This is a genomic window from Prosthecobacter algae, assembly GCF_039542385.1.
Taxonomy (GTDB): Bacteria; Verrucomicrobiota; Verrucomicrobiia; order Verrucomicrobiales; family Verrucomicrobiaceae; genus Prosthecobacter; species Prosthecobacter algae.
In genome coordinates this window covers 12132-38399 of record NZ_BAABIA010000001.1, presented here as the reverse complement: position 1 = coordinate 38399, position 26268 = coordinate 12132, and the positions used below count along the sequence as shown (strand labels likewise).

At 58.2% G+C, this 26268-nt stretch carries 20 protein-coding genes; 9 read left to right on the top strand and 11 right to left on the bottom strand.

Annotated features, from left to right (window positions below; all coding sequences use genetic code 11):
* Positions 1 to 43 precede the first annotated feature (43 nt).
* Positions 44 to 2200 carry a thioredoxin domain-containing protein gene (locus tag ABEB25_RS00155; protein ID WP_345734344.1) on the bottom strand — a complete coding sequence of 719 codons (2157 nt, stop codon included), beginning with the start codon at positions 2198 to 2200 and terminating at the stop codon, positions 44 to 46.
* Positions 2201 to 2308: 108 nt separating this feature from the next.
* On the opposite strand from ABEB25_RS00155, the gene ABEB25_RS00150 reads away from it, so the two are divergent.
* The gene (locus ABEB25_RS00150) at positions 2309 to 2968 is read left to right on the top strand and encodes a plastocyanin/azurin family copper-binding protein (protein ID WP_345734343.1); all 660 of its coding nucleotides are present in this window, start codon (positions 2309 to 2311) and stop codon (positions 2966 to 2968) included.
* Positions 2969 to 3137: 169 nt separating this feature from the next.
* On the opposite strand, the gene ABEB25_RS00145 is transcribed toward ABEB25_RS00150, so the two are convergent.
* From ABEB25_RS00145 to ABEB25_RS00135, 3 genes are all read right to left on the bottom strand, one after another.
* Positions 3138 to 3548 carry a hypothetical protein gene (locus tag ABEB25_RS00145; RefSeq protein ID WP_345734342.1) on the bottom strand — a complete coding sequence of 137 codons (411 nt, stop codon included), beginning with the start codon at positions 3546 to 3548 and terminating at the stop codon, positions 3138 to 3140.
* Between the two features lie 35 nt (positions 3549 to 3583).
* Complete coding sequence (locus ABEB25_RS00140) at positions 3584 to 4051, bottom strand: hypothetical protein (RefSeq protein ID WP_345734341.1); 468 nt, start codon at positions 4049 to 4051, stop codon at positions 3584 to 3586.
* An 82-nt stretch (positions 4052 to 4133) separates the two neighbouring features.
* The gene (locus tag ABEB25_RS00135) at positions 4134 to 5603 is read right to left on the bottom strand and encodes a DUF1501 domain-containing protein (RefSeq protein WP_345734340.1); all 1470 of its coding nucleotides are present in this window, start codon (positions 5601 to 5603) and stop codon (positions 4134 to 4136) included.
* Positions 5604 to 5816: 213 nt separating this feature from the next.
* Here ABEB25_RS00135 and ABEB25_RS00130 point away from each other — a divergent pair, with 213 nt between their 5' ends.
* From ABEB25_RS00130 to ABEB25_RS00120, 3 genes are all read left to right on the top strand, one after another.
* Positions 5817 to 6446, top strand: coding sequence for a DUF1287 domain-containing protein (locus ABEB25_RS00130; RefSeq protein WP_345734339.1), 630 nt, complete (start codon positions 5817 to 5819; stop codon positions 6444 to 6446).
* A 102-nt stretch (positions 6447 to 6548) separates the two neighbouring features.
* Positions 6549 to 8159, top strand: coding sequence for a serine hydrolase (locus ABEB25_RS00125; protein WP_345734338.1), 1611 nt, complete (start codon positions 6549 to 6551; stop codon positions 8157 to 8159).
* A 50-nt stretch (positions 8160 to 8209) separates the two neighbouring features.
* Positions 8210 to 9532: a hypothetical protein gene (locus ABEB25_RS00120; RefSeq protein WP_345734337.1), complete on the top strand. Its 1323-nt coding sequence runs from the start codon at positions 8210 to 8212 to the stop codon at positions 9530 to 9532.
* A gap of 1 nt (position 9533) precedes the next feature.
* Here the strand turns inward: ABEB25_RS00120 and ABEB25_RS00115 are convergent, their stop codons facing one another.
* The 4 genes from ABEB25_RS00115 to ABEB25_RS00100 form a co-directional block, all read right to left on the bottom strand.
* Entirely contained in the window at positions 9534 to 10748 is a 1215-nt protein-coding gene (locus tag ABEB25_RS00115; RefSeq protein ID WP_345734336.1) for an alpha/beta hydrolase, read from the bottom strand.
* A 79-nt stretch (positions 10749 to 10827) separates the two neighbouring features.
* Positions 10828 to 13968: an efflux RND transporter permease subunit gene (locus ABEB25_RS00110; RefSeq protein ID WP_345734335.1), complete on the bottom strand. Its 3141-nt coding sequence runs from the start codon at positions 13966 to 13968 to the stop codon at positions 10828 to 10830.
* A gap of 24 nt (positions 13969 to 13992) precedes the next feature.
* A complete protein-coding gene (locus ABEB25_RS00105; protein WP_345734334.1) occupies positions 13993 to 15198 on the bottom strand; it encodes an efflux RND transporter periplasmic adaptor subunit in 1206 nt (401 codons plus the stop codon).
* A gap of 129 nt (positions 15199 to 15327) precedes the next feature.
* On the bottom strand, positions 15328 to 16038 hold the full coding sequence (locus ABEB25_RS00100; RefSeq protein WP_345734333.1) for a 3D domain-containing protein: 711 nt from the start codon (positions 16036 to 16038) through the stop codon (positions 15328 to 15330).
* A 282-nt stretch (positions 16039 to 16320) separates the two neighbouring features.
* Here ABEB25_RS00100 and ABEB25_RS00095 point away from each other — a divergent pair, with 282 nt between their 5' ends.
* The gene (locus ABEB25_RS00095) at positions 16321 to 20316 is read left to right on the top strand and encodes an outer membrane protein assembly factor BamB family protein (RefSeq protein ID WP_345734332.1); all 3996 of its coding nucleotides are present in this window, start codon (positions 16321 to 16323) and stop codon (positions 20314 to 20316) included.
* 486 nt (positions 20317 to 20802) lie between these two features.
* Here ABEB25_RS00095 and ABEB25_RS00090 read toward each other — a convergent pair whose 3' ends face one another.
* The 3 genes from ABEB25_RS00090 to radC all read right to left on the bottom strand — a co-directional run bounded on the left by ABEB25_RS00090 (position 20803) and on the right by radC (position 22883).
* Positions 20803 to 21489, bottom strand: coding sequence for a hypothetical protein (locus ABEB25_RS00090; protein ID WP_345734331.1), 687 nt, complete (start codon positions 21487 to 21489; stop codon positions 20803 to 20805).
* A gap of 76 nt (positions 21490 to 21565) precedes the next feature.
* Entirely contained in the window at positions 21566 to 22135 is a 570-nt protein-coding gene (locus ABEB25_RS00085; RefSeq protein WP_184207899.1) for an anthranilate synthase component II, read from the bottom strand.
* Positions 22136 to 22187: 52 nt separating this feature from the next.
* Positions 22188 to 22883 carry a RadC family protein gene (gene radC, locus ABEB25_RS00080; RefSeq protein ID WP_184207897.1) on the bottom strand — a complete coding sequence of 232 codons (696 nt, stop codon included), beginning with the start codon at positions 22881 to 22883 and terminating at the stop codon, positions 22188 to 22190.
* Positions 22884 to 22954: 71 nt separating this feature from the next.
* Here radC and ABEB25_RS00075 point away from each other — a divergent pair, with 71 nt between their 5' ends.
* The 4 genes from ABEB25_RS00075 to ABEB25_RS00060 all read left to right on the top strand — a co-directional run bounded on the left by ABEB25_RS00075 (position 22955) and on the right by ABEB25_RS00060 (position 25894).
* Positions 22955 to 23611: a HupE/UreJ family protein gene (locus ABEB25_RS00075; RefSeq protein ID WP_345734330.1), complete on the top strand. Its 657-nt coding sequence runs from the start codon at positions 22955 to 22957 to the stop codon at positions 23609 to 23611.
* Between the two features lie 149 nt (positions 23612 to 23760).
* Positions 23761 to 24939: a tyrosine-type recombinase/integrase gene (locus ABEB25_RS00070; RefSeq protein WP_345734329.1), complete on the top strand. Its 1179-nt coding sequence runs from the start codon at positions 23761 to 23763 to the stop codon at positions 24937 to 24939.
* Complete coding sequence (locus ABEB25_RS00065) at positions 24936 to 25517, top strand: hypothetical protein (RefSeq protein WP_345734328.1); 582 nt, start codon at positions 24936 to 24938, stop codon at positions 25515 to 25517. Before ABEB25_RS00070 ends, ABEB25_RS00065 begins: the two co-directional genes overlap by 4 nt.
* Before the next feature lie 131 nt (positions 25518 to 25648).
* Positions 25649 to 25894 carry a helix-turn-helix domain-containing protein gene (locus tag ABEB25_RS00060; RefSeq protein ID WP_345734327.1) on the top strand — a complete coding sequence of 82 codons (246 nt, stop codon included), beginning with the start codon at positions 25649 to 25651 and terminating at the stop codon, positions 25892 to 25894.
* Positions 25895 to 26268: the final 374 nt, after the last annotated feature.

Here is a 26268-nt window from a genome sequence, read left to right as displayed (position 1 = left end):
ATTCAATAGGCAAGGCGGTGCAGCATCAATGCCAAATCACGGTTCAGGCCAAAAGCTTTTCCAGCGCCTCCTTCGTCGTCACCGGGGCCAGGCAGGCGTAGTTTTGGCACACGTAGGCGGCGGCTTTTCCCTCCACGGGTTTCATGGCGGCCAGGGCCTCGTTTTGTTTACCCAGCCAGGCCTGTGCTTCGCCGCCATCGGCATGGAGCAGCACGGCCTTGGGCAGCAGGCGACGATGCACCACGGCGGCGAGGGCTTGGAATTCGGGCGAGGTGGCATCGCCCGCGAGGACGATCTGCTGCTTGCCGCTCTCCAAGAAGTCTGCCGCCATGACCAGCACTGGCACGGCGGAGGGGCTGGACTGCAGGGTATTGCCAAAAAGCGTGGTGATCTTGGCCGCTTGCAGGGCATACCCCTGGTGATCCAGCATGGCCGCGAGGCGAGCGAGGTTCAGCGCCGCGAGTGAATTCGGCGAAGGCTCCGCGCCATCGTAGTCTTCTTTGATGCGCAAAACGGAGTGCGCCATCTCGGTGTGGACGCTGTAGTAACCGCCGTTTGCCTGGTCCAAAAACAGGCCATCCATCTCGGCTTGCAGGGCGACGGCCCACTGCAACCACTTCACGTCAAAACTGGCCTGGTAGAGATCTAGCAAACCGTGGATGAGGCAGGCGTAGTCGGTGGCAAATCCTTTGGGGCCACGCTCGCCAGCGCGCCAGCTCCGGTGCAGCCCCTTGCCTGGAGTTGCACAGAGTTCATCATGCAGGAACTGGGCCGCCTCAGCCGCCAGTTTGAGAAAGCTGGGCTCTCCAAGGGCCGCTCCAGCGCGGGCTAGACCAGCGATCATGAGACCGTTCCAGGCGGTGATGATTTTGTCATCCAGATGCGGGCGCGGGCGCTTGGCGCGGGCTTCAAACAGCAGCTTCAGCCCCCTGCCCTGGATGGCCAGGACTTCCTCTGGGGTCTTCTTGAAAAACTCCGCCGTCTTTTTCACCGAGTAGGCGCGGAAGAGGGTGTTCAGCCCCGTCAGTTCCCCGTGAGGATCGCTTTCTGGGCGGGCATTGCCATCGCGCCGAGCGCCAAAGGAATAACGAAAGATGCTGCCTTCTTCCTTGCCCAGCAGTTCATCAATCTCGCTGGCCTTCCACACATAAAAGGCCCCTTCTTTTTTATGGTCGTCTCCTGCCTGAGCATAGCTATCGGCGTCCTCGGCGGAGAAAAAGCCGCCCTGAGGGTGGCGCAGGTCCCGCTGCACATAACCGACGATCTCCCGCGCGGTATCCGCTAGGAAGGGCGAGTTTGTGATGAGGTAACCCTCCGCATAGGCCCAGAGGAGCTGGCCCTGATCATACAGCATCTTTTCGTAATGCGGGATGTGCCAGTAGCTATCCACAGCGTAGCGATGCATGCCGCCGCCCACGTGATCCCAGATACCACCATTGGCCATGGCGCGCAGGGTTTTCACCGACATCTCCGCCGCCCAGTCGGACTCGCTTTTGCGCGCGGCATCCTTCAGCCAGGCCTGGTGGATGCGCAGGAGCAGATTGATGGAACTGGAGCGGGGGAACTTCGGCGCGCCGCTGAAACCGGCCTCGTGGTAGTCATAGCTACTGGCCAGGTCATCGTAGGCTTTTTGCACCACGGCGTCTGTTTTGACCTCGGTCTCGGCATTTTCACCGTCCAGATGTTCCTGGAGTTTGGCGATGGAGCGCTCTGAGCTTGCCTGCAGTTTGGCCCGATCTTCCATCCAGGCTTTGTGCAGCTCTTGGAGCAGGTTTTTAAAACCGATGCGGCCCTGGGCATTTTCAGGTGGAAAGTAGGTACCACCAAAAAAGGGCTTCAACTCTGGCGTGAGAAAGACCGACATGGGCCAGCCGCCCCCGCCCGTGGCTGCCTGCACGTAGGTCATGTAGGTGAGGTCCACGTCGGGGCGCTCCTCCCGGTCCACCTTCACGGGGACAAAGTGCTCATTGATGTAGGCAGCGATTTCCTCATTCTCGAAGGATTCACGCTCCATGACGTGGCACCAGTGGCAGGTGGAGTAGCCGCTGGAGAGGAAGATGGGCTTGTCTTCAGCTTTCGCCTTGGCGATCGCCTCATCTCCCCAGGGCAGCCAGTTCACGGGATTGTGGGCATGCTGGAGCAAATACGGCGACTTTTCGCGGATGAGGGCGTTGGTGTGTTTGGGGGTGGAGTCGCTCATAATAATTAGACAAACGTGGCGATGGGGGCCGGGGTTGCAAGCGGCGGACGGCTTGGGGGTTGCGTTTGGGGTGGTATGTGCTTGTTTCTGGCTCCTAAAAACCTAGCCATGTCTGCGCATTCCCACTCTCCCTCCGAAGAATCCGGCTCCATCTGGAAAATCCTCAATGTGATCATCGCCCTCGTTGTCGGCGGATTCACACTCTTTTGGGGTGCCACCCTGCTGATCGGCGTGAAGGATGCCGCCTCTCCGAAAGAACCTGTGGCTGAAGTGGCCGCCCCCACCGCTCCTGCTGCGGAAGCTCCCGCTGCACCCGCGACTACCCCTGCCGCCGCCGCTCCAGTCGCTGCTGCCACCGCCGCCCCGGCCGCATTCGCCGGCCCTGCTGCTGAAATCACCATCAAGCCCGATACCGCCAATCCCCTGGCTTACGACTTGAAAGAATTCAATGTGAAGGCTGGCCAGAAGGTGAAGATCACCTTCAACAACACCCACCCTGCCGTTCCCCAGATGCACAACATCGTCATCGGCACCCCCGGCAGCAAAGACAAGATGATGGCCCTGGCCATGCAGATGGTGGCCGCCCCAGATGGCATGGCCAAAGGCTACATCCCAGAGGGCCCAGAAGTCCTTTTCCACACGAAGCTGCTCCAGCCGAACCAGACCGAAGTCCTGGAATTCACCGCCCCTGCTGCCGGTGACTACCCTTACCTCTGCACATTCCCCGGTCATGGCGCGATCATGAACGGTGTCATGCACGTGGAGTAAACCTCTACGGATTGACCGATTCTCACAAAAAAGCCCGGGTTCAGCACCCGGGCTTTTTTTGTGGCCAAAACCTGCACTCCAACTTGAATCGCAGGCTCTGCCACCTGGCCATGTGATGACGATAGGAAGAATGACTCCCAACAGTTAATTTCTACACAGGGCCAGCCCTTTAGAAGGTCGTTGACGTAAACCATCCAATGACTGGATTGAGGCGATAGGAATCAGAAGGTTGCCAAGTATCGGCTGCCATTGCGGAGGCAATTTCATAACCCATGGCAGCGGCATCCTTCAATGTTGTGATACACTTTCCCCCAGCAGAAGAGCCGTCGGGGAGAAGGTCGTTGTGGTTGCCGTGACGCGCTTTGAACTCTTCGTTTTCTTGAATGGCATTAAGTACTTCTTCGTCGCTCAAGCTATGTATCGAAAACCTCCGATTGGTGGCTGTGTCTTCACTAATTTCAAAATAGCATAGCCGTCCTTGCCAGCTTGCGAAGCCAGATAACACGCCGTCGTAGTATCCGGTAACCCAGTGAAAGGTAAGCTCGCCAGTTTTAATTTCGCTTGTCACTACAGTATTCACGGGAGGAACGAATAGGGCCTAGCATTGTTGAATTCTCATTGTGTGAAAAAGATCTCCTTGATGATGACGATTAGAAGTCCAAGCAGCAGACCTAATATCATCCGCTTGCCTCGGGAAAGCTCCAGCTTCCACCAGGGCTTCTCTTCTGTTATGCGTGAATTGCGTGCATTCTTCTGGGAGTTCCAGTCGTTCTGCGTGCCCAAATCAGTTTCAGTAGCAAATGTCTCGCCCTCATCGCCGGTCACCACTCCGTCAAAGTGTGGAGCAATGGATACCATGTATTCAATGATTTGCGGTCCATCAGGATTCTTTGTAAACACTGAGGCAGACTCCGCAGAATAATGAAGAATTAGATTACTGTCCCGAAGAAGCACAGCGCTGATAAAATGCGCATTCTCCTCAACGACCTCCAACTCGGGGCGGCTCGCCAGAAAGTCTCTCCACTCTTGAGGGGTAATTCCAGAGCTCGGTTCCGATTTGCTGAGAGTGATATGGTACGACATAATGATGGATCCCCCACAAAAAAGATGCCCGGGTCATCCCCGGGCTTCTTCAATTCAAATGATCAAGGCTGGCAGAGCCACGTCAAGCAAACAGCTTCGTCACGGGCTTGGCCTTCACCAGTTCGCGGGGCTGGTTGAGGTGGTTGTAAACGATGGTCTCCGGGTCAATGCCGACGGCGTGGTAAATGGTGGCGAGTAGCTCGGTCGGGTGCACCGGATCTTCCGCTGGGGAAGAGCCTGTCTTGTCCGATTTGCCGTGAACATAACCGCGCTTGATGCCTGCCCCGCCGATGATGGCGGTGTAGCAGTAAGGCCAGTGGTCGCGGCCATCGGCACTGTTGCCATTGCCGGAGGTAGACACGCCTTTTTCGGGACTGCGGCCAAATTCACCCAGGGCCACGACGAGCGTCTCATCCAGTAGGCCACTGGCGTCCAGATCTTCAAAAAGGGCGCTCAGGCCCTGGTCCAGCATGGGGCCGCTCTGGCTTTTCATGCGCTGGGTCAGGCCCACGTGATGATCCCAGGAATGATTGTCCGAATTCGCCACCTTGGGCCAGATGAGCTCCACCACGCGAGTACCAGACTCGATGAGGCGGCGCGCCAGCATGCAGCTTTGGCCGAAGGTGTTGCGGCCATAACGATCGCGCAGTTTCGGCGACTCACGATCCAGGGCAAAAGCATCCCGTGCGCGGCCACTGGCGATGAGGTTCAGCGCCTGGTTGTAGTAGCTGTCCAGGCTCAGGTCCTTCACCGCTTCTTCAATGGCAGGCATCTGGTCATTGATGGCATCGCGTAGCTTGGCGCGGCGCTGGAGCCGCACGCTAAAAAGGTCGGGCCGCAGTTGCAGATCTTCGATCTTGATGCGGTCCATCTTGCCCATGTCCAGGTCATCCCCATCGGGATAGAGGGTGTAGGGATCGTAAGCCTTGCCCAGGAAACCCGCGGTGCCGCCTTTACCCACGACGTTGGATTCCTGAAGCGGGCGAGGCAGCATCACGAAAGGGAGCATCGGCTCATCCATCGGCTTTAGGCGGATGATGTTGCTGCCGAAGTTCGGGAAGTCCTTTGCATTCGGCGGCTCGAGCTGACCGGAGGGGCTCACCTTATCAGTGGTGTAGCCGGTCATGATCTGGTAAATGGCCGCCGTGTGGTTGAACAATCCGTTAGGCGTGTAGCTCATCGAATTGATCGTGGTGAACTTGTCATTCACCTTCGCAAGCTGGGGCAGGATCTCGGTAAAATGATGGCCAGGGATCTTGGTTGGGATGGTCTTGAAGGCGGAACGCACCTTGTCCGGCACGTTTTCCTTCGGGTCCCAGAGGTCCAGGTGGCTAGGGCCGCCCTGGAGGTAAATCATGAGCACGTGCTTCGCTTTGCCCCAGCCCACACGACCGGCCGCAGCGGAGTTCACCGAGGCGGCCTGGGCGCGGAACATGTTGTTCAGGGTCAGGCCCATCATGGACGCTCCGCCGATGCGCAGAATGTCCCGCCGGGTCATGCCCAGGTCTTTGTCACAGAGGTCTTTGCCGAGGGCTCCAGGGATGCGAAACATGGCGGTAGAGATGGTGGATGGGGAAAGCTTACTCCTTCTGGCCTAACCAAGACAAGAACGAATGGATACTCCGCCCTTACGAAGATAGGGAGCGCATCTTGCCAAAGGAGGCGAAATCACCCAGGATTCCCCTGGAAAGTCCATTGCACGGATGGAATCAGCCATCCGCTTGAACATCGGCTGCCCGAAAGACATCCAAGCGATTCACCCCTCATGCGCCTTCCCCTGCTCGCTGCCCTTACCCTTTTCACCGCTTCCTCTGGGGCGGACACGCCTGAACGCGCTGCCGCAGCCCGCGCTCGACTTCCCACTTCCGATACCAACTTTGCCAGCCGTCTCTGCCATGCTGCCCTGGACCGCACGGCGAGCACGGTGCGGTATGATGGGGCCTACGTGCGCATCCCCTACCCTGGCGGCGATGTACCCGCCGACACAGGCGTGTGCACGGATGAGGTCATCCGAAGCTATCGTAGCCTGGGATTCGACCTGCAAAAGTTGGTGCATGAGGACATGAAGCGGCACTTTTCCGCCTATCCTAAAAACTGGGGCCTGGCCAAGCCGGATCCCCATATTGACCACCGCCGCGTGCCGAATCTGCAAACCTTCTTCAAGCGCCAAGGAGCCGCCCTCCCCATCACGCAAAAGGCTGCCGATTACCTCCCGGGCGACCTCATCACCTGCACGGTGGAAGGCAAACTGCCGCACATCGCCCTCGTCGTGCCTGCGCCCGATGGCGGTGATACTCCCTGGATCGTCCACAACATCGGCAGCGGCCCCCAGCTAGAAGATCGTCTCTTTGAGTTCCCGCTGACAGGACACTACCGCTGGCATCCAGTGAAATAGAGAAACCTCGGCAGACCGACCTCGTCCCTCTTTTGGTTAGGCTCTCCTTTCTCTCGCGAGAAAGCTTGCCCTTTTCCAGCATCCACCGTTAGCCTGCGGCCCATGAAACTGCTGAAGGTCCTTTCTCTTTTTTCCGCAACCCTCATGGCGGCGGAAAGACCCCTCGCCGAATCAGCCTCCGAGGCGGCTAAAAAGCTTAAAGCCGGAGGCATCGCCACGGCGGAAAGTCTGAATGGCAAGGTGGCTTTTGCAGGCTTTGCCTCCCCTGCGGAGAACTCGAAAGACTACCATGAAAAGGTGCTGTTTGAGATCGGCTCCATCACCAAGGTTTTTACCGGCCTGCTCTTAGCTCAGGCCGTGGTGGAGGGAAAGGTAACCATGGAGACGCCTGTTTCCAAGCTGCTCGATTCGCGACTGAAATTTGAAGATCCGCGCATTGCCGCCATCACGCTGAAACAGCTCTCCACGCACACCAGCGGCCTGCCACGCCTGCCAGGGAACCATGCCGCTGGGGTCAAAGATGGCGATCCGTATGCGGGGTATGATGAAAAGCTGATGCTGGATTTTCTCACCCGCACCAAGCTGGAGGGCGAAGGCCCTTACCCTTGCAGCTACTCGAATCTTGGCGTTGGCTTGTTGGGTCATTTGTTAGGCAAGGTCTATGGCACGTCTTGGGAAAAAGCCGTGGTGAACAAGATCTGCCAGCCGCTGGGCTTGCAGGACACGCGCATGACGATCACAAGCAACCTCTTGCCTTTGGCGGATCCTCATGAAGACGATAAACCAGCCAAGTCCTGGCACTTCGATGCCGTGGCCGGGGCAGGAGCATTGCGATCGACCACCACTGATCTCGTCAAATTCGGCCAGGCCATGGCGAAACCCGAGTCCTCTCCCTTGGCCAAAGCCTTTGCGCTCGCCATGCAATCCCATGCCGAAGTCCCTGGTGATGGCCACATCGGCCTCGGCCCCTTCATCTCGAAAAGCGATGGCCACCTCAGCTACAATCATGACGGCGGCACGGGCGGCTATCGGTCAAGCTTGCAGGTCATCCCAGCGACGAACACGGTGCGGGTGGTGCTGATCAACAACACCGAGTTGGATGGCGGGGCGGTCATCGCTGGCCCCCGTGTGGAAGTGCCGCGGGTCATGCCCCAGGAGATCATGCTGGAGGGCGAAACGCTGAAGGAATACCCCGGTGTGTATGCGCTGAGTCCTGACGCGCGCTTCACCATCCTCCTGCGTGAGGGCCAGCTCTGGGCACGGCTCACCGGACAGGCTTTCCTGCCGATGTTTGCGCGCGAGAAGGATCGCTTTTTCCTGAAAGTGGTGAATGCAGAAATCCACTTCACCCGGACGGAGGGCAAAATCACCTCCCTCACCCTTCTGCAAAATGGACGAGACCAATCTGCCACGCGCACCGATCAAGCAGAGCCCGCCATCATCCTCCACAAAGCGGATGACCTGAAACCTTACGTTGGCACTTACTCTTTGTTCGGCATGAAAGACCTCTTCATAAGTCTGCGCGGCAGCACACTCTACGCCCAGCTCACCGGGCAGGGAGCCGTACCGATCTTTGACATGGGTAAGGACCGCTTTGAATACGATGTGGTGGTGGCTTCTCTGACTTTTAACCGCAATGACCAAGGCGACATCATCGGCCTGATTCTCCTGCAGAACGGGTTTCCCGTGCCTGGAGCCCGAAAAGACAAATGATGGAGCGACAAAGAGCGTAGAAATCAGCCCGCTAACCCGTTCATGCATGCATGATCAAAGGGTTTGTTTTTCTAGTCTCGCTGATGACCACCTTGGCTTTTGCCGGGGAAACAAAACACGCGGGGCCGCAAGATTATCGCAAGGTTTTAGGTAGCTTGGTGCCAGGAGACACGCTGGTTTTAGCCGCAGGGGTTTACAACCGTGGCCTGCCCGTCACTGATTGCCACGGCAGGGCCGATGCGTGGATCACCATCCAGGGGCCGGAACAGGGCATCGCCGAGATTCGCCAAACTCAAAACGCCAACTGCGTGGAGCTGCGCAAATGCAGTTATGTGGCTTTGAAAAAGCTGTCCATCCTGGGTGAAGGCCCCACGGGTATACCCGGTGTGTTTGGCATCAGCGCTCAGGGAGGGCTCAAAAACCTCGTTCATCACATCTTGGTTGAAGACTGTGTCATCAGCGATTGGAACACATCCCAGCAAGCGGTGGGAATCTCCACCAAAACCCCCACCTGGGACTGGATCATCCGGCGCAATATCATTCGCAACTGCGGCACCGGTCTGTATCTCGGCAATTCAGATGGCACTGCGCCCTTTGTACGTGGCCTCATTGAAAACAACCTTGTTCATGACCCCATCGGTTATTGCATGGAGATCAAATATCAAAAGGCCTACCCCGATGTGCCAGGGCTGCCAACCACCCCGTGCAGCACCCTCATCCGGCATAATGTCTTCCTCAAGAACGATCAACCCAGCCCAGATGGGAATCGGCCTAACCTCCTCGTCGGTGGCTTCCCAGATAGCGGCCCGGGCTCCATGAATCTCTATGAGATCTACGGCAACTTCATCTGGCATAATCCCCGTGAGTCTCTGCTGCGCGCATCAGGCCGGGTCTCCATCCATGACAATGTCTTGGGCGATTGCCCCGCCGCACAGCATGAGGCCATCACCCTGCGCAGTCATGACCTGCCTTTGAAGCTAGCTCATGTCTATCACAACACCATTTATTCCACCGCGCGCGGCATCCGGGTCGGTAGCACCGCCCAAGAGGGCCAAGCCATTACGGGCAATGTGCTTTTCGCCACCGAGCCGCTGCTGGATCAAGCCACGAAGAACGCCTCAGAGAATGTCACCGCGCCCGTTGAGGCAGCAGCAGAACACCTCATCCATCCGTCCCTGACTCTCGGCCAACTCGACCTCCGTCCCCGCCCCGGCCACTGCGAAGGCCCACCTCTAGACCTCTCCCCGTTTCGTGGTGAAACCGACTTCGATAAGGACTTTGAAGGAGCACCAAAAAGTAGCACGCGCGGCGCTTATGCTGGGGGTAAGACAGAGCTATTTTGGATGCTTCAGAAGGCGATCAAGAGTCACTAATTCATTTCACATCCCGCCATAGCCACGTGAGGGCTTCGGGGAGTTTGGGGGCCATGCCGCGGCTGCCGTGGAAGCATTCGGTCCAGTCCATGCGGTAATCATAATTCATGTACTTGAGGCTGGCTTCCATCATGCGGTTGGCCAGGGGCCAGTTGCCGAATTTGTTATCGAGGTCGTTGACGCCATCCAGGAGATAAACGCGGATGGGTTTGCGCTCGGTCACGCGAACCAAATACGGGTAGGCATTGCCGCCCCGGATATCTACAAAGGTGCCCACCCAACTGAGGACCTTGTGAAATTTATCCGGTCTTTCCCAGGCGGCGGTGAAGGCGCAAATGCCACCGGAAGACCCCCCGGCAATGGCCCAGGCCTGGGGATCTTGGCGGAATTTGACACCGTAACGCTTTTCCACCTCAGGCAAAATTTCAGTGAGCAGAAAACGGGAGTAGGCATCTCCCAGACTGTCATATTCAAAACCCCTATTGCCTGCTTGATCTCCAGGCTTTTGGTTAGACTTGCGACCGGGATCAATGAAGACTCCGATGGTCACGGGCATCTTTTTCTGGTGGATGAGGTTGTCAAAGACGGTGCTGACACGCAGTGAGCCATTCGGGTCCACATGGCGGCCGCCATCCTGCCAGACCATGAGGCAGGCTTCGCTGCCTGCCTGGTATTGCTGAGGCACATAGACGGTGACCCCGCGCACGGTGTCTGGGAAAACTTGGCTTTGAGACCAGTCGAATTTCTCCAGGCGGCCCACGGGCACCCCGGGCTGCTTTTCACTGTCGGCCGTGTAGTCGTAGTGTTCCAGGTGCACCGTGCCCGCCACACGGGCCATGCCATCCACCTCGATGCGGTAGCCAAATTCCTGGAAGTTTTCCATCTTCTGCACCAGCACCTGCAGGCCATCATCCCCCACGCGGACCATGTTGCCGATCAGGGTGCCATTGCCACGGACCACGACAGCGGGGTTCATGTCCATAACAGCCCAGGCCACCGTGGTGGCTTCGACCTTGGTGCCCGGTTTGCCTTGCAGCAGGCGCTGGCGACCGAACAGACGGATGACTTCATCATGCAGCTTCGCGAGCTGTGCGGCATCGGGAGAGGCTGCAAGGGTCTTTTGCAGACTGGCCAGGGAGACTGGAGCTTGCTTAGGGGCCTGGGCCAAAACGAACGAGGAAAGAGCGAGGGAAAAAAGGAACAGGCGCCAGAACATGTGCTCAGGTAAACGACGGCAAGACCCTGTACTTTCGCTGAATGCAGGGGAAAAGCCGATTCGGACTCTGATGCCCAGGCTAGGCCTTCGATTCGGTCACCTCTTCCTTCGGGGTTCCGCTGATTTTCTCCGCCAGGGTCTGCACAATGACATAGAGCCAAGGGATGAAAAAGACGCCGATGACGGTGGCCGCGGTCATGCCAAAGCAAACCGCCGTACCCAGGCTCTGGCGGCTGGCGGCCCCTGCCCCGCTGGAGATGACCAGTGGCACCACGCCGAGGATGAAGGCCAAAGAAGTCATGATGATGGGCCGCAGGCGCAGACGCGCCCCCTCCAGGGCCGCTTCACGGATGCTCATGCCCTGCTCACGCCGACTGCGGGCAAACTCGACAATCAGAATGGCATTCTTTGCTGCCAGCCCGAGCAGCATCACCAGACCGATCTGCACGTACACATCATTGGTTAGCCCGCGCAGCCAGGCGGCCATGAAAGCTCCAAAGATGCCGATAGGCAGGCCAAAGAGTACCGCAAAGGGCACGGCCCAGCTTTCATACTGAGCAGCGAGCACCAGGAACACAAACAGCAGCGCCAGGGCAAAGATGGTGGCTTGCTGACCTCCCGCCTCCTTTTCCTGAAGGGCAGTACCGGTCCATTCATAACCGTAACCCGCGGGCAGGTTTTCTTTCGCCAAATCTTCCATGGCCGTGATGACCTGGCCCGAGCTCACCCCTGGCTTGCCGGTGGCCGTAATTTCAGCCGTTCGATAGACGTTGTAATGCGGCAGAAGGTCCGAACCCGTGGTGGACTCCACCTTCGCAAAGGTGCTGAAGGGCACCATGCCACCTTCGGCATTGCGCGTGTAGATGCCATAGATGTCCTCGGGCTTCATGCGGTACTCAGGCTCGGCCTGCACCTTCACCTGAAAGCTGCGGCCAAAGAGCGTGAGGTCATTCACATAGATCCCCCCAAGGTAAGCCTGGAGCGAGCTAAACACACCATCCAGAGGGATGCCCAGCGTCTTGATTTTATCGCGGTCCAGCTCCACCAACGTCTGTGGCACGCGGGTGCTGAAGAAGGTGAAAACGCGGGCCAACTGAGGATGCTGCGAGGCTGCCACTAGGAAGCGATCCGACACCTCTTGCAGTTGCTGGGGCGTGCCACCGCCTTGATCCTGCAGCTCAAATTGCACCCCACCTGCATTGCCCAGGCCCTGAATGGGCGGTGGAGAGGTGGGGATGACCATGGCCTCAGGAATCTGGCTGGCGCGAGCAAAGATGCTGGGGACGATCTGCGCCACTTGCATGGACGGATCCGTGCGTTCCTTCCAATCTTTGAGCGAGACTATGCACACCCCTGCACTGGAACTCCGCGCCCCGCTGAGAAGATTCAGCCCGCCGATGGTGATGACGTCCTGCACGCCTGGCGTTTTTTGCAGGATATCCTCCACCTTGCGCAGCACACGATCGGTGCGCTCCTGGGAAGCCCCATCTGGCAGCGTGGTGATGACAAAAAGATAGCCCATGTCTTCATCCGGCAGGAAGGAAGTGGGCAGGCGATTGAGCAGGCCGATGATGCCCGCGTAGATGCCAAACAATAGCACTGCTGTGATCAACCCAAAGCGCATCATCCAACGGCACACACTCACGTAACTTCCCGTCAAGCGATCAAAGGTGCGGTTAAAAGCTCCCAGCAAACGGCCAATCGGCCCCTTGGAGGTCTTGCGTGGGCGCAGCAGCATGACACAAAGCGCGGGCGTGAGCGAAAGCGCCACCAGGGCCGAAAGGATGACCGAGACAGAAAGCGTCATGGCAAACTGCTGATACAGCTTTCCCGTGATGCCCCCCATGAAGGAGACGGGAATGAAGACCGAACACAGCACCAGAGCGATGGCAATGACGGGCCCGGAGACTTCATCCATGGCCTTTTTGGTCGCCTCCAGCGGACTCAGCCCATGCTCAATGTGGTGCTCCACCGCCTCTACCACCACAATGGCATCATCCACCACAATCCCGATGGCCAGCACGAGGGCAAAAAGCGTCAGCGTATTGATGGTGAAACCCATGACCCCGAACAGGGCAAAGGTGCCGATGAGAGACACTGGCACAGCCAGCATGGGGATGAAGGTGGCGCGCCAGTTACCCAGGAAGACGAAGACTACCAGCACCACGAGCACAAAGGCCTCCACCAATGTGTGCATCACCTCCTCCAGCGAGGCGGTCACAAACAGCGTGGTATCAAAACTGACCTTCGCTTCCATGCCGGGAGGAAAACTTTTTGCCAGCTCCTCCATGCGTTCGCGACAGGCAATCGCCGTATCCAAAGCATTGGCCGTGGGAAGCTGGAAAATCCCGATCAAGGCGGCGGCCGAACCATTGATGCGACCAAAACTGGCGTAGTCTTTGCCACCCAATTCCGTGCGTGCGACATCATTCAGCCGTACCACGGTGCCGTCCGTTAACGTGGTGATGACGATGCTGCCAAATTCCTCCGCACTCACCAAACGACCTCGAACGTTGACGGAAAACTGAAACTCCGTCCCCTTCTCCGCTGGCGGCGCGCCGATCTGGCCGGCAGCGGCCTGGATGTTTTGCTCCTGCAAAGCGCGCGTCACATCCGTCGCTGTGAGCCCCAGATTCGCCAGCTTGTCAGGCTGCAGCCAGACCCGCATGGAGTAATCCTTCTGCGTGAAAATATTCACCGCGCCCACGCCCGGCACGCGAGCCATCTGCGGCTGCAAATTCAGGAAGGCGTAGTTGTTGAGAAAGAGATCGTCATACTCGCCATTCTTGGAACTGAGCGCAAAGACCAGCAGCATGTCGGGCGACTGTTTGGTCACCGTAATGCCGTTTTTCACCACGTCCGCAGGTAGGCGCGATTGAGCACGAGCCACGCGGTTTTGCACATCCACAGCCGCATCGTCAATGTTCTTACCCACCCGAAAGGTGACCTTGATGGAGGCCTGACCATCACTGGTGCTGCCGCTGGACATGTACAGCATGTCTTCAGCGCCATTGATCTCCTGTTCCAGCGGGGAGGTCACGGTCTCTTCCACCACTTGAGAACTCGCGCCGGGATAGGTCGCCGTCACCTGAATGGTCGGCGGCGTCATGTTGGGGTACCGGGCGATGGGCAGCGTGCGCAGCCCGAGCCAGCCGACCAGCACGATGAGGATGGATAACACCATCGCAAAGACACGGCGGTTGATGAAGAAGTGGGCCATGGCGGTGAGTCCTCGGTGAAAAGATTACTTCGCTGCCGGGGCGCTGGGCTCTGGCTTTGTTGGCGCAGGGGCTGGGCTTTCCGCTTCAGGCTCGGTTGGATTCACCACCATGCCGGGACGCGCTTTTTGCACACCTTCGATGATCACTCGATCCCCTTCATTCAGGCCGCTGCTCACAATGAATTGGTCGTTGTAGCGTCCTTCAGTTTTCACCGGTTTTTGGATCACCTTGTTACCTTCCCCCACCACCAGGACGGACTGCAAACTCTGAGTTTCGATCACCGCCCGCTGCGGCACCAGGAGGGCATCGGGCCGCTCCTCAGGCTTGGCTCGCACGCGAGCAAACTGGCCGGGGCGCAGGAGGTGTTCTGCATTGGGAAAGCTGACGACGATTTTTAAGGTGCCGGTCCTTGAATCCAGGGCGCGATCGGCAAATTCAAAACGGCCTTTGTGCTCATAGACCTTGCCATCGCTGAGGATGAGCTCGAACTCCATCTTCGAGCTGTGTTCCTCTTTGGCGACTTCATCACCCATGAAGCGCCGCTGAAAGCGCAGGTAGTTTTGCTCCGCCACATTGAAGCTCACCCGCATGGGATCCGTGGTGGAAACGGTGGCCAGCAGCATGGTATCCGCACTGCTGCCCACGAAGTTGCCCACATCCACATTGCGCGCACCGATCATGCCATCAAAGGGGGCCACCATCGTCGCGTAGCTGAGGTTTAACTCCGCCGTGGCCAGGGCGGCTTTGGCGGCTAGGAGATCGGCCTCCGCCACTTTGGCCGTGGTGCCTGCGGTATCGCGATCTTGTTTAGAAATGGCGCTGGCAGCCACCAGGGGCTCCAGTCGTTGCAGGTCGCCTTTGGCCCGTTCCAGAGAGGCTTCCGCCTTCGTCACATTGGCCTTCGATTGGTCCACCACCGCTGCGTAGGAGCGAGGATCAATCTTGAAAAGCAGGTCGCCCTTTTTAACCAAGCTGCCTTCTTTAAACGGAGCTTCCGTGATGAATCCACTCACTCGAGCGCGGATCTCCACTGTTTCCGAAGCCTGCGTCTGACCCACGTTTTCCACGTAGATGGGCACCGTCTGTTTCGTCACCTTTCCCACAATGACCGCAGGCGGCGGTGGGGCTGCCGCAGGGACTGCCTGAGGAGGTTTACAGGCGGGCATCAGCGAGATGCCTAACAATGAAAGCACACTACACCAAGCGGAGGGAAACAGTCTCGCATTCATAACAAAGAGAAGAACACACGAGCACAAACTTGGCCAGTGATTCCCACAGAAATAAACGCCACTTCCGGGGCTCTCGCCGCAGTTTTGCCCCGCAAGTTTTTAGGCATCCAGCCCTGCCGCCAGGTGCGATTACAGAGATGCTGTCATCGGGCCACGAAGGCTCTTTGCCGTGACTTGATAGACCTTTGTCTCGATGTCTTCCACCATGCGGCGCACGTGCGGCCATTTGGTGCGATCCCGCATGATGTCCATGCTGCGCTGGTAGGAGCCCCACTGGATCACCTCGATGTCCACATGGCGCACCCCCCAGTCATTCATCTGGCATTGAGTCGGCTTGTAGAGATCAATCGTGCCCGTTCCTACCAGAGCGCTGCCATAGTCATCCACCTCGTAAACCACATCCGGCTGGCCCGCGATGCGGAAACGCGTGCCCACGGGGTAGCGTGACCAATCGGCCGCCGCACTGCGCACGGAGCCAAATTTCAAAGGCGTGCCCAGGGCATTCTTGACCCCATAGACGATGTGGTCATCTTCATCATGACAGTAGGCCGTCGTGCGCACAGTCATCCTCCGTCCAGCCACCTGGGTGGCAGCCATGAGTGGTGGACGTGGTGCATCCATCATGAAGTAGTAGCGTTTCATTTCCTGCGGCCGGAAAGGCACGCCTGCGGCCAGGGCCTTCCTAACTTCATACCGCACACCGGCTTGCAAAGGCGATCCTGCTTTCGCTTTCGGCGATGCCCAACCGACCGTCTCAAGCGGTGCCAATGCACAGGAACTCAAGGATGAAATCGTCACCACAGTGGCGAAAGACCAGCAAAGGAGGCGCGGTGTGCTCATGATAATATTTATGATTTCGAGATATTTTAGTGAATATTTAATCGAATTTCAATATAAAAACCATAACAACCATCATTTTTAATCTTCTTTGGTATTTAAAAGACCTTAAAAAATCACTTCTTTAGGTCGCGCTTTGGGCCATTCGGCCCTCGTGCCCAGCATTCCGCTAACGAGCCGCCTTCTCGCAACTCGGTGCGCAGCCTTCATCCGCCTCTGCCTGCCAGAAAGTTCGCCGAAACAACCTCCCGGCACGGACGTTTCACAGACACTTTGCCCTCCTTTATGAAGCGACTCTCCTTTGCCCTCTTCCTTTCCCTTTGCGGGCCTGCTTTGGCCGATGAGGCGACCGACCTCCTCCAGCAGTCGGGAGTCAAAGGCGGCATCGTCGTGCATGTCGGTTGTGGAGATGGTCAGTTGACCGTCCGCCTCAAAGCTAACGAACGGTACCAGGTGCAGGGCCTGACCCAAGACCCGAAGGAGGTGGCAACCCTGCGCGAAGCTTTGCACAAAACCGGGCAGTATGGAGCCGTGGCGGTGGAAAGCTGGAATGGCAAACACCTGCCTTACATTGAGAACTTCGTGAACCTGCTGGTGGTGGAAGACCCCGCTGTCAGCAAAGAAGAGATGGACCGCGTGCTCGCCCCCCTGGGTGTGGCGATGGTGCGCAAAAATGGGGCTTGGGAAAAGACGGTGAAGGCCTGGCCCACGGGCATGGATGAGTGGACGCACTACGCCTATGACTCCAAAGGCAACACCACCTCCAAAGACCTGCTGGTGGGCCCGCCTACCCGCATGCAGTGGGTGGGAAATCCGCGCTGGAGCCGCCACCATGACCGCATGTCCTCCGTCAGTGCGAAGGTCTCCTCGGGCGGGCGCATTTTTTACATCATGGATGAGGGCAGCCGCATCTCCATCCTCATGCCCGCGAAGTTCATGCTCATCGCGCGCGATGCCTTCAATGGCACCATCCTCTGGAAGAAACCGATCCCGCAGTGGAGCACGCACCTGTGGCCGCTGAAGTCCGGCCCCACCCAGCTCACCCGCCGCCTGGTTTCCATTGGGGACAAAGTGTATGTCACGATGGGTATCGCAGCCCCCATCTCCTGCCTGGATGCAGCCACGGGCGAAGTCATTCGCGAGTATGCGCAGACCGCTGGCACAGAAGAGATCCTGTATCGCGACGGCACCTTGTATGCCTTGGCCAATCAGGAACCTTGGCGCTTGAATGAGGAGTTTGCCGTCAAGGCGCAGAGCGATCAAAAGCGCGTGGAGACGGAGTTCAACTGGGATGGCAAACCGCGCAATCTCTTCGCCATTGAAGCTGAAACGGGCAAGACGCTTTGGAAAAAAGAAGACCGCATCGCCCCCGTCACGCTCTGCCTGGATGACAAACGCATCGCTTACTACAATGGCGATGGCCTGGCCTGCCTAGACGTGAAAACGGGCGAGACGAAATTTGCCGATGTGCCTGCTCAGCGCCGCAAGCTCTACGAGTTCAACTTCGCCCCGCGTGTGCTCCTGCACAATGACGTCATCCTCTACGCGGGCGGTGATGGCAGCATGAAGGGCGTCCATGCAGACACGGGCAAGGACATGTGGACCGCCTCTCATGAAAAGAGCGGCTACCGCAGCATGGAGGACCTCATTGTGGCGCAGGGCTTGGTCTGGAATGCGGGCACCACCAGCGGCAACCAGAGTGGTGAATACACGGGCCGCGATCCACTGACCGGGCTGGTGAAAAAGAAATTTTACCCGGATGTTCCTGAAGGCACTTACTGGTTTCACCATCGCTGTTACCAAGCCAAGGCGACGGAGAAGTACCTCATGCCGTCCCGCACGGGCATTGAGTATGTGGACATGGAAAAACAGCACTGGGATCTCAATCACTGGGTACGCGGGGCCTGTCTCTATGGAGTGCTGCCTGCCAACGGCCTCACCTACGCGGGCCCACACAACTGCGCCTGCTACCCGGAGGCGAAGCTGGATGGCATGAGCGTGCTGGCCTCCCAGCCCCGTTACCCCATGCCCGCCTATACGCCTGATGCGGAGCGGCTGAGCCGTGGCCCGGCTTACGCGGAGGCGGTGGAAGAAAAAGACGCCGATGCCAAAGACTGGCCCACCTACCGGGCCGACAATGCCCGCAGCGGCTCCTCAAACCAGGACCTGCTGCCAGACCTGGGCCTGGCCTGGGAGGTCAAATTGACCCCACCTCTCAGCACCAGCTCCAGCGCCGGGGGCCTCACCTTTGTCGCGGAGGTGGATCGCCACACCCTCCACGCGTTTGATTCCACCACGGGCCAGGAGGCCTGGCACTTCATCGCCGGAGGCCGCATTGACTCGCCGCCGAGTTACTGGAAAGGCCGCGTGTACTTTGGCGGCAAAGATGGTTATGTCTATTGCCTGCGGGCGAAGGATGGCGCGTTGATTTGGAAGTTCCAAGGGGCTCCTACCCAGCTCAGTCATGGTGCTTGGGAGATGATGGAAAGCGTGTGGCCGGTGCATGGCAGCGTGTTGGTGGAAAATGGACTGGTCACTTTTGTCTCCGGGCGTTCGTGCTTCCTGGATGATGGCCTGTGGTTTTATCGTGTGGATGCTAAGACTGGCGAGATGAAGGTGAAGCAACACTACGATGATCGCGATCCCGACACCGGGGGTGATCTCAACGACCGCCACAAGACCCTGCAAATGCCCGTGGCGCTGAATGACATCCTCAGCAGCGATGGCAAATGGACCTATCTGCGAACACAAAAAATAGGCAACGATGGCAAGCGCGTGGAGGTGGGCCCCGTGTCCGGCGATTTTGATAAACAAGGCGGTGCCCACAAAGGCGAAGGCCAGCACCTGTTTGCGCCCATGGGTTTCCTGGATGACTCCAATTTCCACCGTAGCTACTGGGTCTATGGCAAGAGCTTCGCCGGTGGCCATGGCGGATATTTCCAGGCGGGCAAGTATGCCCCCGCTGGCCGCATCTTGGTGCACGATGACAAAAACGTGTATTCCTACGGACGCGAAGCCCAGTACTACAAGTGGACGACCACCATGGAGTACACCCTATTCTCCACACCCAAGGCGCCCCCCGAACAGGCCTACGACACCGAAGGTGCCAAGACGGAACGCAAAGGAAACTCCGTGGTGCTCGGTCCTGATGGCCAGCCCCTCGCCGTGCAACCGACCAAAGAAACGCAGGTGGGCCACAGCGAGACGATGAAGGCCAATGCAGCCAAGAAAAAAGGCAAGGGCAAAGGCGCAGCGAAAGGCAAGGCCGTGGCCAAAGGCCAGCCCGTTCCCGGCTCCGTCCAGTTCCCTGACATGGACGTGCTGGACCCAAGCCAAAAGGCGCTTTCCATCGAGGCCTGGGTGCTGCCAGACACCGCCAGCGGCACCCTCCTCCACCACGGTGGCCCGCTGCAGGGCGTCGTCCTGGACATTCGCGAAAAGAAACCGCAACTGCACGTCCGCAGCGGGGGCAAAGTCACCACCATTGTCTCGGCAGAAGCCTTGACCGAAGGCTGGCACCACATCGTGGGCACTCTGTCACAAGAAAAGGTGATGAACCTTTACCTGGATGGCAAACTGGTCGCCCAAGGCACAGGCGACCTCATCGCCGCACGGCCCAAAAATCCCCTCATGCTGGGCAATGGCCAGGGAGCAGCGGAAGGCAGCGCGGGAAGCTTCAGCGGGCTGATGGATCAATTTGCCCTCTATCACAAAGCACTCACCCCTGCTGAAGTGGAATCACGTTTTGCCGCGCCTGATACCCAGCCCAAGTCGGCGATCCTGGTCTGCAACTTTGACAATGGCGACTCCCGCGATAGCTCAGGCAATCAAGTCCACGGCGTGGGAGCAGGTGTGGAAACGGGTAAGGGCAAAGTAGGCGCGGCGCTGTGGTTCAAAGGCGGCGCCAGTGGCGGTGGCAAAGCGGGAGGCAGCTTTGTCAAACACACCTGGGACCGCTACGTGCCCATCGTGGCGCGCAGCATGGCCCTGGCCGGAAAGACCCTCTTTGTCAGCGGCCCACCCGATACCATTGACGAAGAGTATGCCTTTGAACGCCTGGCTGCACGCGATCCTGAAATTCTCAAGGAACTGGCCGAGCAAGATGCCGCCCTCAGTGGTGAACGCGGAGCCAAGATGTGGGCCGTGAATGTGGAAACCGGGGAGCAAAGCGCTGGCCTGGAAATCACCAGTCCGCCCGTCTGGGATGGCATCACCGTGGCTCAAGGCCGCGTGTACGTGAGCACCATGGACGGCCGGATCCAGTGCTTCGGCAAGAAGTGAGTGGCCTCGCCGCCCCGTCCGCCATGGAGCGCACGCATCTTGCGTGCTGAGTTTCGCGTCCTCGCGGAACTCCCATGTCGTGCCCCCTCCCCCCCTTGCAAATCCCACGGAGAACGGAATTCCTATTCCGCTGTAGGTCGCCAGCCCCCAGCACCAAGAGCTTCCTTACCCGCTCCACCCGTCTTCCACGTCCGTCCCCCGATTGCACTTCGGCGTCGTTTTTTGGCAATTCCACATTTCACCTCCTAACAACCCACTGCGGAATAGGAATTCCGCGCTCCTTCCAGCGGCGGCGCTCGCCGCTCATCCACACCTTCGAAGAAAGGCACACCGCAAGAGAGAGGAAACCCACAGAGAAAATTCTCCTGAAATTTATATCTGCGATGTAAAACTCTGGGCGGTTCACACCTCGTTCGCTCTCCCATCCAGAGTCCCCAAAAACGACCTCCAACGTCCCACAAACCAATCCCACTTTTAGTTAGCCAATCATTTCGGCTCCACGACTTCCGGTATGATTAGCGGTGCACTTTGGCCGACCCGCCCGCTGTAGAGATCAATGGTGCGGCGAGCCAGGATATCAATGATGGCGGGTTGCAGGGTGCGCGCAGCCACGTTTGAGACCGCTACCCCTGCCCACACCATGGGGGATTTATACTTCACCACCTGCCACACGGGCAGAAGGCGGCGGTACCACTTCCCAGCCGTCTGCATGGCCTCATGCGTGGCGATCTTGTGCGTCACTTCCCAGGTCTTTAGCGCCGTGCTGGCGCTGACATCCACCAGGCGACCGATGGAGCGTGTCTGCAAAAAGTCAGACACATCCTGCGCTGCCAAATGCACCGCCCGGCTGAATTGGCTAAGACCCGGTGCCAGCAGCGGCTCCGGGTGCTGCGGGTGGTAGATGCGGGCGATGTCCCGCACCAAACGCGGCACCTCATCCACCAGCGGTGGCAGCCACTCCGGATTTACTTTCTTCTGCCAACGCAGCCGGTTTTTGCAGGCTTCCACCGCCCTCCGCGCCTCCACATCTTTAGGGGAGTCCGCAGCATTCAGGTAGCCCGCCACCGTGGACTGCGCGGCCTTCACATCCATGATGAAGCGAAACGCCATCCACAGCAGCCAAGTCGCCTTCCCACAGATGAAACCCGCCAGAAAGGTGAGGAGGTAGGTCATGGGAGGAAACGCGCCAGAAAGGAAAGCTGGGCCGTGGACTCTCGATCTACGCCCTGAGGAAAGTTGCAGCCTCGCGCTACATCTCCAGGAAGTTTTTCAGCAGCTTTTTCCCTTCCTGAGTGAGGATGGACTCCGGGTGGAACTGCACGCCATGGATGGGCAGCTCCTTGTGCCGCAGGCCCATGATCTCACTCTCATCATCGCCCGCCACTGCCGTGATCTCCAGGCAATCCGGTAGCGTATCCCGCTTCACCAATAGGGAGTGGTAACGCGTGGCCGTGAAGGGCTGCGGCAGACCTTTGAAGACGGATTCTCCCGTGTGCTTGATGACGGAGGTTTTACCATGCATCAAGCGCCCCGCGCGCACGACATCGCCACCGAAAACGTGGCCGATGCTCTGGTGCCCCAGGCACACGCCCAGAACGGGGATGCTCTGGCCAAAGGTGCGGATGACATCGCAACTGATGCCCGCCTCTTTCGGCGTGCAGGGCCCGGGGGAAACACAGATGTGGTCCGGCTTCAGCTTCGCAATCTCTTCCAGGGTGATCTGGTCATTCCGGTGGATCTCCATCTGCGCCCCCATCTCGCCAAAGTACTGGACGAGGTTGTAGGTGAAGGAGTCGTAATTATCGATGATCAAAAGCATGGCTGGCCAAACCATCCGCGCCCAAGGGGGAAATGCAAGCTGCGGCCTCACCTCACAGCATCCCACTTTCGCGAAAACTAAAATACGGCTGCCCCCGGTTCTCCCCCGGCAGGCCGATGATGACATGGTCCACAAAGTTCAGTCCCAGCACCTCCGCGCCCTCCTTCAGCCTGCGTGTCAGGCGCTTATCCGCATCGCTCGGGCTGGGATCTCCCGAGGGGTGATTGTGCACCACCGCGAAACCGTAGGCTTTGTGAACGATGGCCGATTGCAAAATTTCACGCGGATGGGCCACCGTCTCATTCACCGTGCCGCGAAAAAGCTCCTCATCCCGCTGCAAATTCAGCCGGGTATTCAGCAGCAGCACACGCATGGACTCATGGGCCAGGCATTGCATTTCCGCCGCCAGGTAGCGGTAGATCAGCTCGGGCGAATTCATCGGCGTATCCCGCGCCCACTCGCGCTCGGCCCGTTTGCCGATCTCAAAAGCCGCCGCTAGATGCGCCGCCTTCGCCGGCCCCAGAGCACGCGAAGCGGCTAGCTCAGCCGGACTGGTGCGGGAAAGCTGCCGCAGCGTGCCCACCTCCCGCAAAAGACGCTGAGCCACCTGGATGGCATTTTCCCCCTTCACCCCGGTATTGATAAAGATGGCCAGCAGTTCCGCATCTGTCAGGACGCCGGGGCCTAGACGCAGCAGGCGTTCACGAGGGCGATCTTCCTCCGGCAGGTCATGAATGCGATGGGACATCCCCCATGAAGGCGTGAGTCAAGCACACTGAAAAGCAAAAAAATCATCAGGACGACCTAGGTTGCTCCGTTATGCTAGCCGCCCCCATGCTGAAAAGCCTCCACAGTCTCTTGCTAGCTCCCCTGCTCCTCCTGCTGGGCCTGCAGGAACTCATGCCTCAGCTCCTGGGCACGCTGGATCTCCAGATCCTGGGCGAGGAGATGCTTTCAGGCTTCCGGCACATCTTTCCCGAGGGGTTGGACCACATTGCCTTCATCCTCGGCTTGTTTTTCCTCTCCCGCACCCTGCCCATCCTGTTGGCGCAGACCACGCTTTTCACCCTGGCGCACTCTCTGGTCTTAGGCATCGTCGTCATCAGTGGCCTCGCCGTACCAGGTCATTGGGTCGAAATAGGAGTTGGCCTCAGCATCGCCCTTCTGGCGCTCGAGGGCCTTTACCCCACCCGTCTTGAGCGCTGGCGTCCCCTCATGATCCTGGTCTTCGGCGTCATCCACGGCCTGGCCTTTGCCCACAGCTTTGTGCAGACGGAAAACATCCGCCGCAATCCCCTCTCCGCCCTCTTCGGGTTCAACCTCGGCGTCGAACTCGGCCAACTCGTCCTCATCGCCGCACTCGTCATCGTCTTCAGCCCCTGGTGGCAACGCGCCTGGTACCGCCCCCGCATCTGCCTGCCCGCCCTCAGCCTCATTGCCCTCTCCGGCCTTCACTGGGCCTGGGCCCGTTGGTAAAAAGTGCGCCCGGCTGGATTCGAACCAGCGACCATCGGATTAGAAAGCCGTTGGTCTTATCGAATCTAAGCACCCAAAATTGAAGTGTCGCCACTTTGTCGCCACTAAAAGTTGCATTTCGGCGCATTTCCTCGCATCATCGGGACATCATGAAGCGCCCGCTTGTCACTCTCAGGAAGATCAAACATAAGCGTTATACCCATGTCGTTAGCTGGTGGCGAGGTGGTACCCGTGAACGCCGTTATTTTAACGCCAGCAATAAAGCCGAATTGAAGGAAGTCGGTGATTTCGCCAACGAGAAGGAGCGGGAATTAACCAACGAAGGCCGCCGCCACGGTGAAATGACCGATGCGGAAAAAGCCGCCGTCATTCGGGCGCGGGAAATGGCAGACCATTACGCAACGCTTGGCGTGCAAGACTTCACACTAGAAGCCGCCTTAACCCACTATGCAGCCCACCTAGACGCCCGCCGTGTCTCCGTCGCCATGCTCACCGCCTACGATGAATTTCACGCCGCCAAAGGCCGGGAAAGGAAAAGCGCCCGTTATCTGCAAGACATTGAAACCACGCTGCAACGCTTTGCCACGGCTCACAAAAAGAAGCTCGTAGCCGAATTGAGCGAGAACGATGTAGAGCGCTACTTGCACCGCCTCAAGCTGGCACCCGTTACGGTAGGCAATCACCACCGCCTGATTTCCGTCTTTCTCTCCTGGTGCCAGGGGCGAGGCTACACGGAGCACAACGCCGCCACCCGCTACAAGGTGCCCACCTCACACGCTGAGGAACCCGGCATCCTCACACTAGAGCAAACCGCCGCCCTGTTAAATGCAGCCGCGCCCGTCATTGTCCCTGCCCTTGCCATTTCACTTTTTGCAGGTCTAAGAGCCTCAGAAGTGGCCCGCCTAGACTGGCAAGACGTGGACGTTCTAAACGGCTCCATAACGGTCAAACCACGAAATGCCAAGATGCGCCGCCGCCGTGTCGTCACCATGCCAGACAACCTCAAGACGTGGCTAACTCCCCACGTCAAAACAAGCGGCCCTGTCAGCCCTTCCCCTCAGATCATGCGCAACCGATTGAAGGAGGCACGCAAGACCGCAGAGATTACCAAATGGCCCCACAATGCAGGCCGCCACTCTTGCGCCTCCTACGGCTACGACTTCCATCAAAACGCCCCTCTTGTAGCCGTGCAGTTAGGGCATGACGTGGTCACACTTGAAACCCATTACAAAGGCTTAGTGAAGCCAGGAGAGGGCAAAAAATACTTCGCCATTCTGCCCACCGCAGAGACGCCTAGCAACATCATCTCAATCAAGGAGGCAGCATGAAGAAACAACCAACCACCCGGCCCGATTCTCCCGCTCTTGTGACTCCGCCCTATGAGCTACCCACCACCTTCCAGCTTGCACAACTCGCCGCAAGTTTGCTGATTGGCCGAGAGTTCTGTTTTTCAGATGCGCAAGTTGCGGTCTGGAACGCGGGTTTTCTATGGGAGCAAGCGTACCAGGGCGTTTGTGGAATACAAGCCCAACGCAGCCGCCAAGAAACGGTAAATTTCTTGGAATCAAAACTCCCAAAGATCATAAATGAATGGCCAAAAGACGCCAACGAAAAGCATTGCGTACTAAGTTACAACGAAGGGATTGTGGCGATGTTCCCTCATGACAAAGCAAACAGCAGGGATGGCCTCATGCTGGAGTTGCTGGTATTCCTTGCGAAGGACGAGCCAGACAAAGAGCTAGGCCGCGAAAACTGGCGGCGATTAAAGAGCAATGGCTTCACTTATCAGGAGTTCCTCAATATCTCCTACTCTTTAACCTCTTGGCGCTCTGAACGCATATCATCGGCAAACAGCGCGAATGCAAAGAAGGCAGTTAAAAAAAAGAAAAAAGAGCTTGGTGGGTAGTGGCCGGGAAATCGCACAGAGTCACATCTCAAAGCCTGCCGGATTCGCTTTCATCACATCCTAAAATGAGGGCAAATTGCAGATTCTACGCGTGGCATAGTTAGGTGCATCAGAATGCTTCATTCGGCGGCATGTCCCCCGACGAACATACCGAACCCGCCGCTTCCAGCCTCCCAGCCAGGAAGATCACCCGCCACCAACTAGCCGCCCATTTTTCGCTATCGCTGCGAACCGTGGACGAACTCACCCGCAAGGGAGTGCTGCCATTCTTCAAGATCGGCAAAAGCATCCGTTATGATTTGGCAGAGGTCGAATCTGCCATGCACGAACGCTACCACGTCCGCGCTAAAGCCCGTAAAACTCATGCCAAAGGCTAATGGACTACATCGTCCATTCTAAGCCTGCTAGAGCCTCGCCAGAGCCTAGCAAGGGCAAACGCATTGTGCCACCCCGGCCAAAGCCAGGAGAGCGCAAGCCACGCCCTTATTCATCGGATGATTTAGACGCCCTCTTTGCCACCGCACACTCTCACGACTGGCAAGCAATGGTTACTCTCAACCCGCCGCAATCGCAGCGAGTCACGACCACAGAAGCCTTGCAGCAAACGCTTCATGCGCTCAAGCAAACCCTAACCAACTGGCACCGCAGGCATGGATTTCCGCCCGTTCTTTTGGTGACAGAATTTGACGCTTTTGGGGAGGCTCAAGAGCACTGCGCAAACTTTCACCTTGGGCTTTTAGTCCCTCTCACA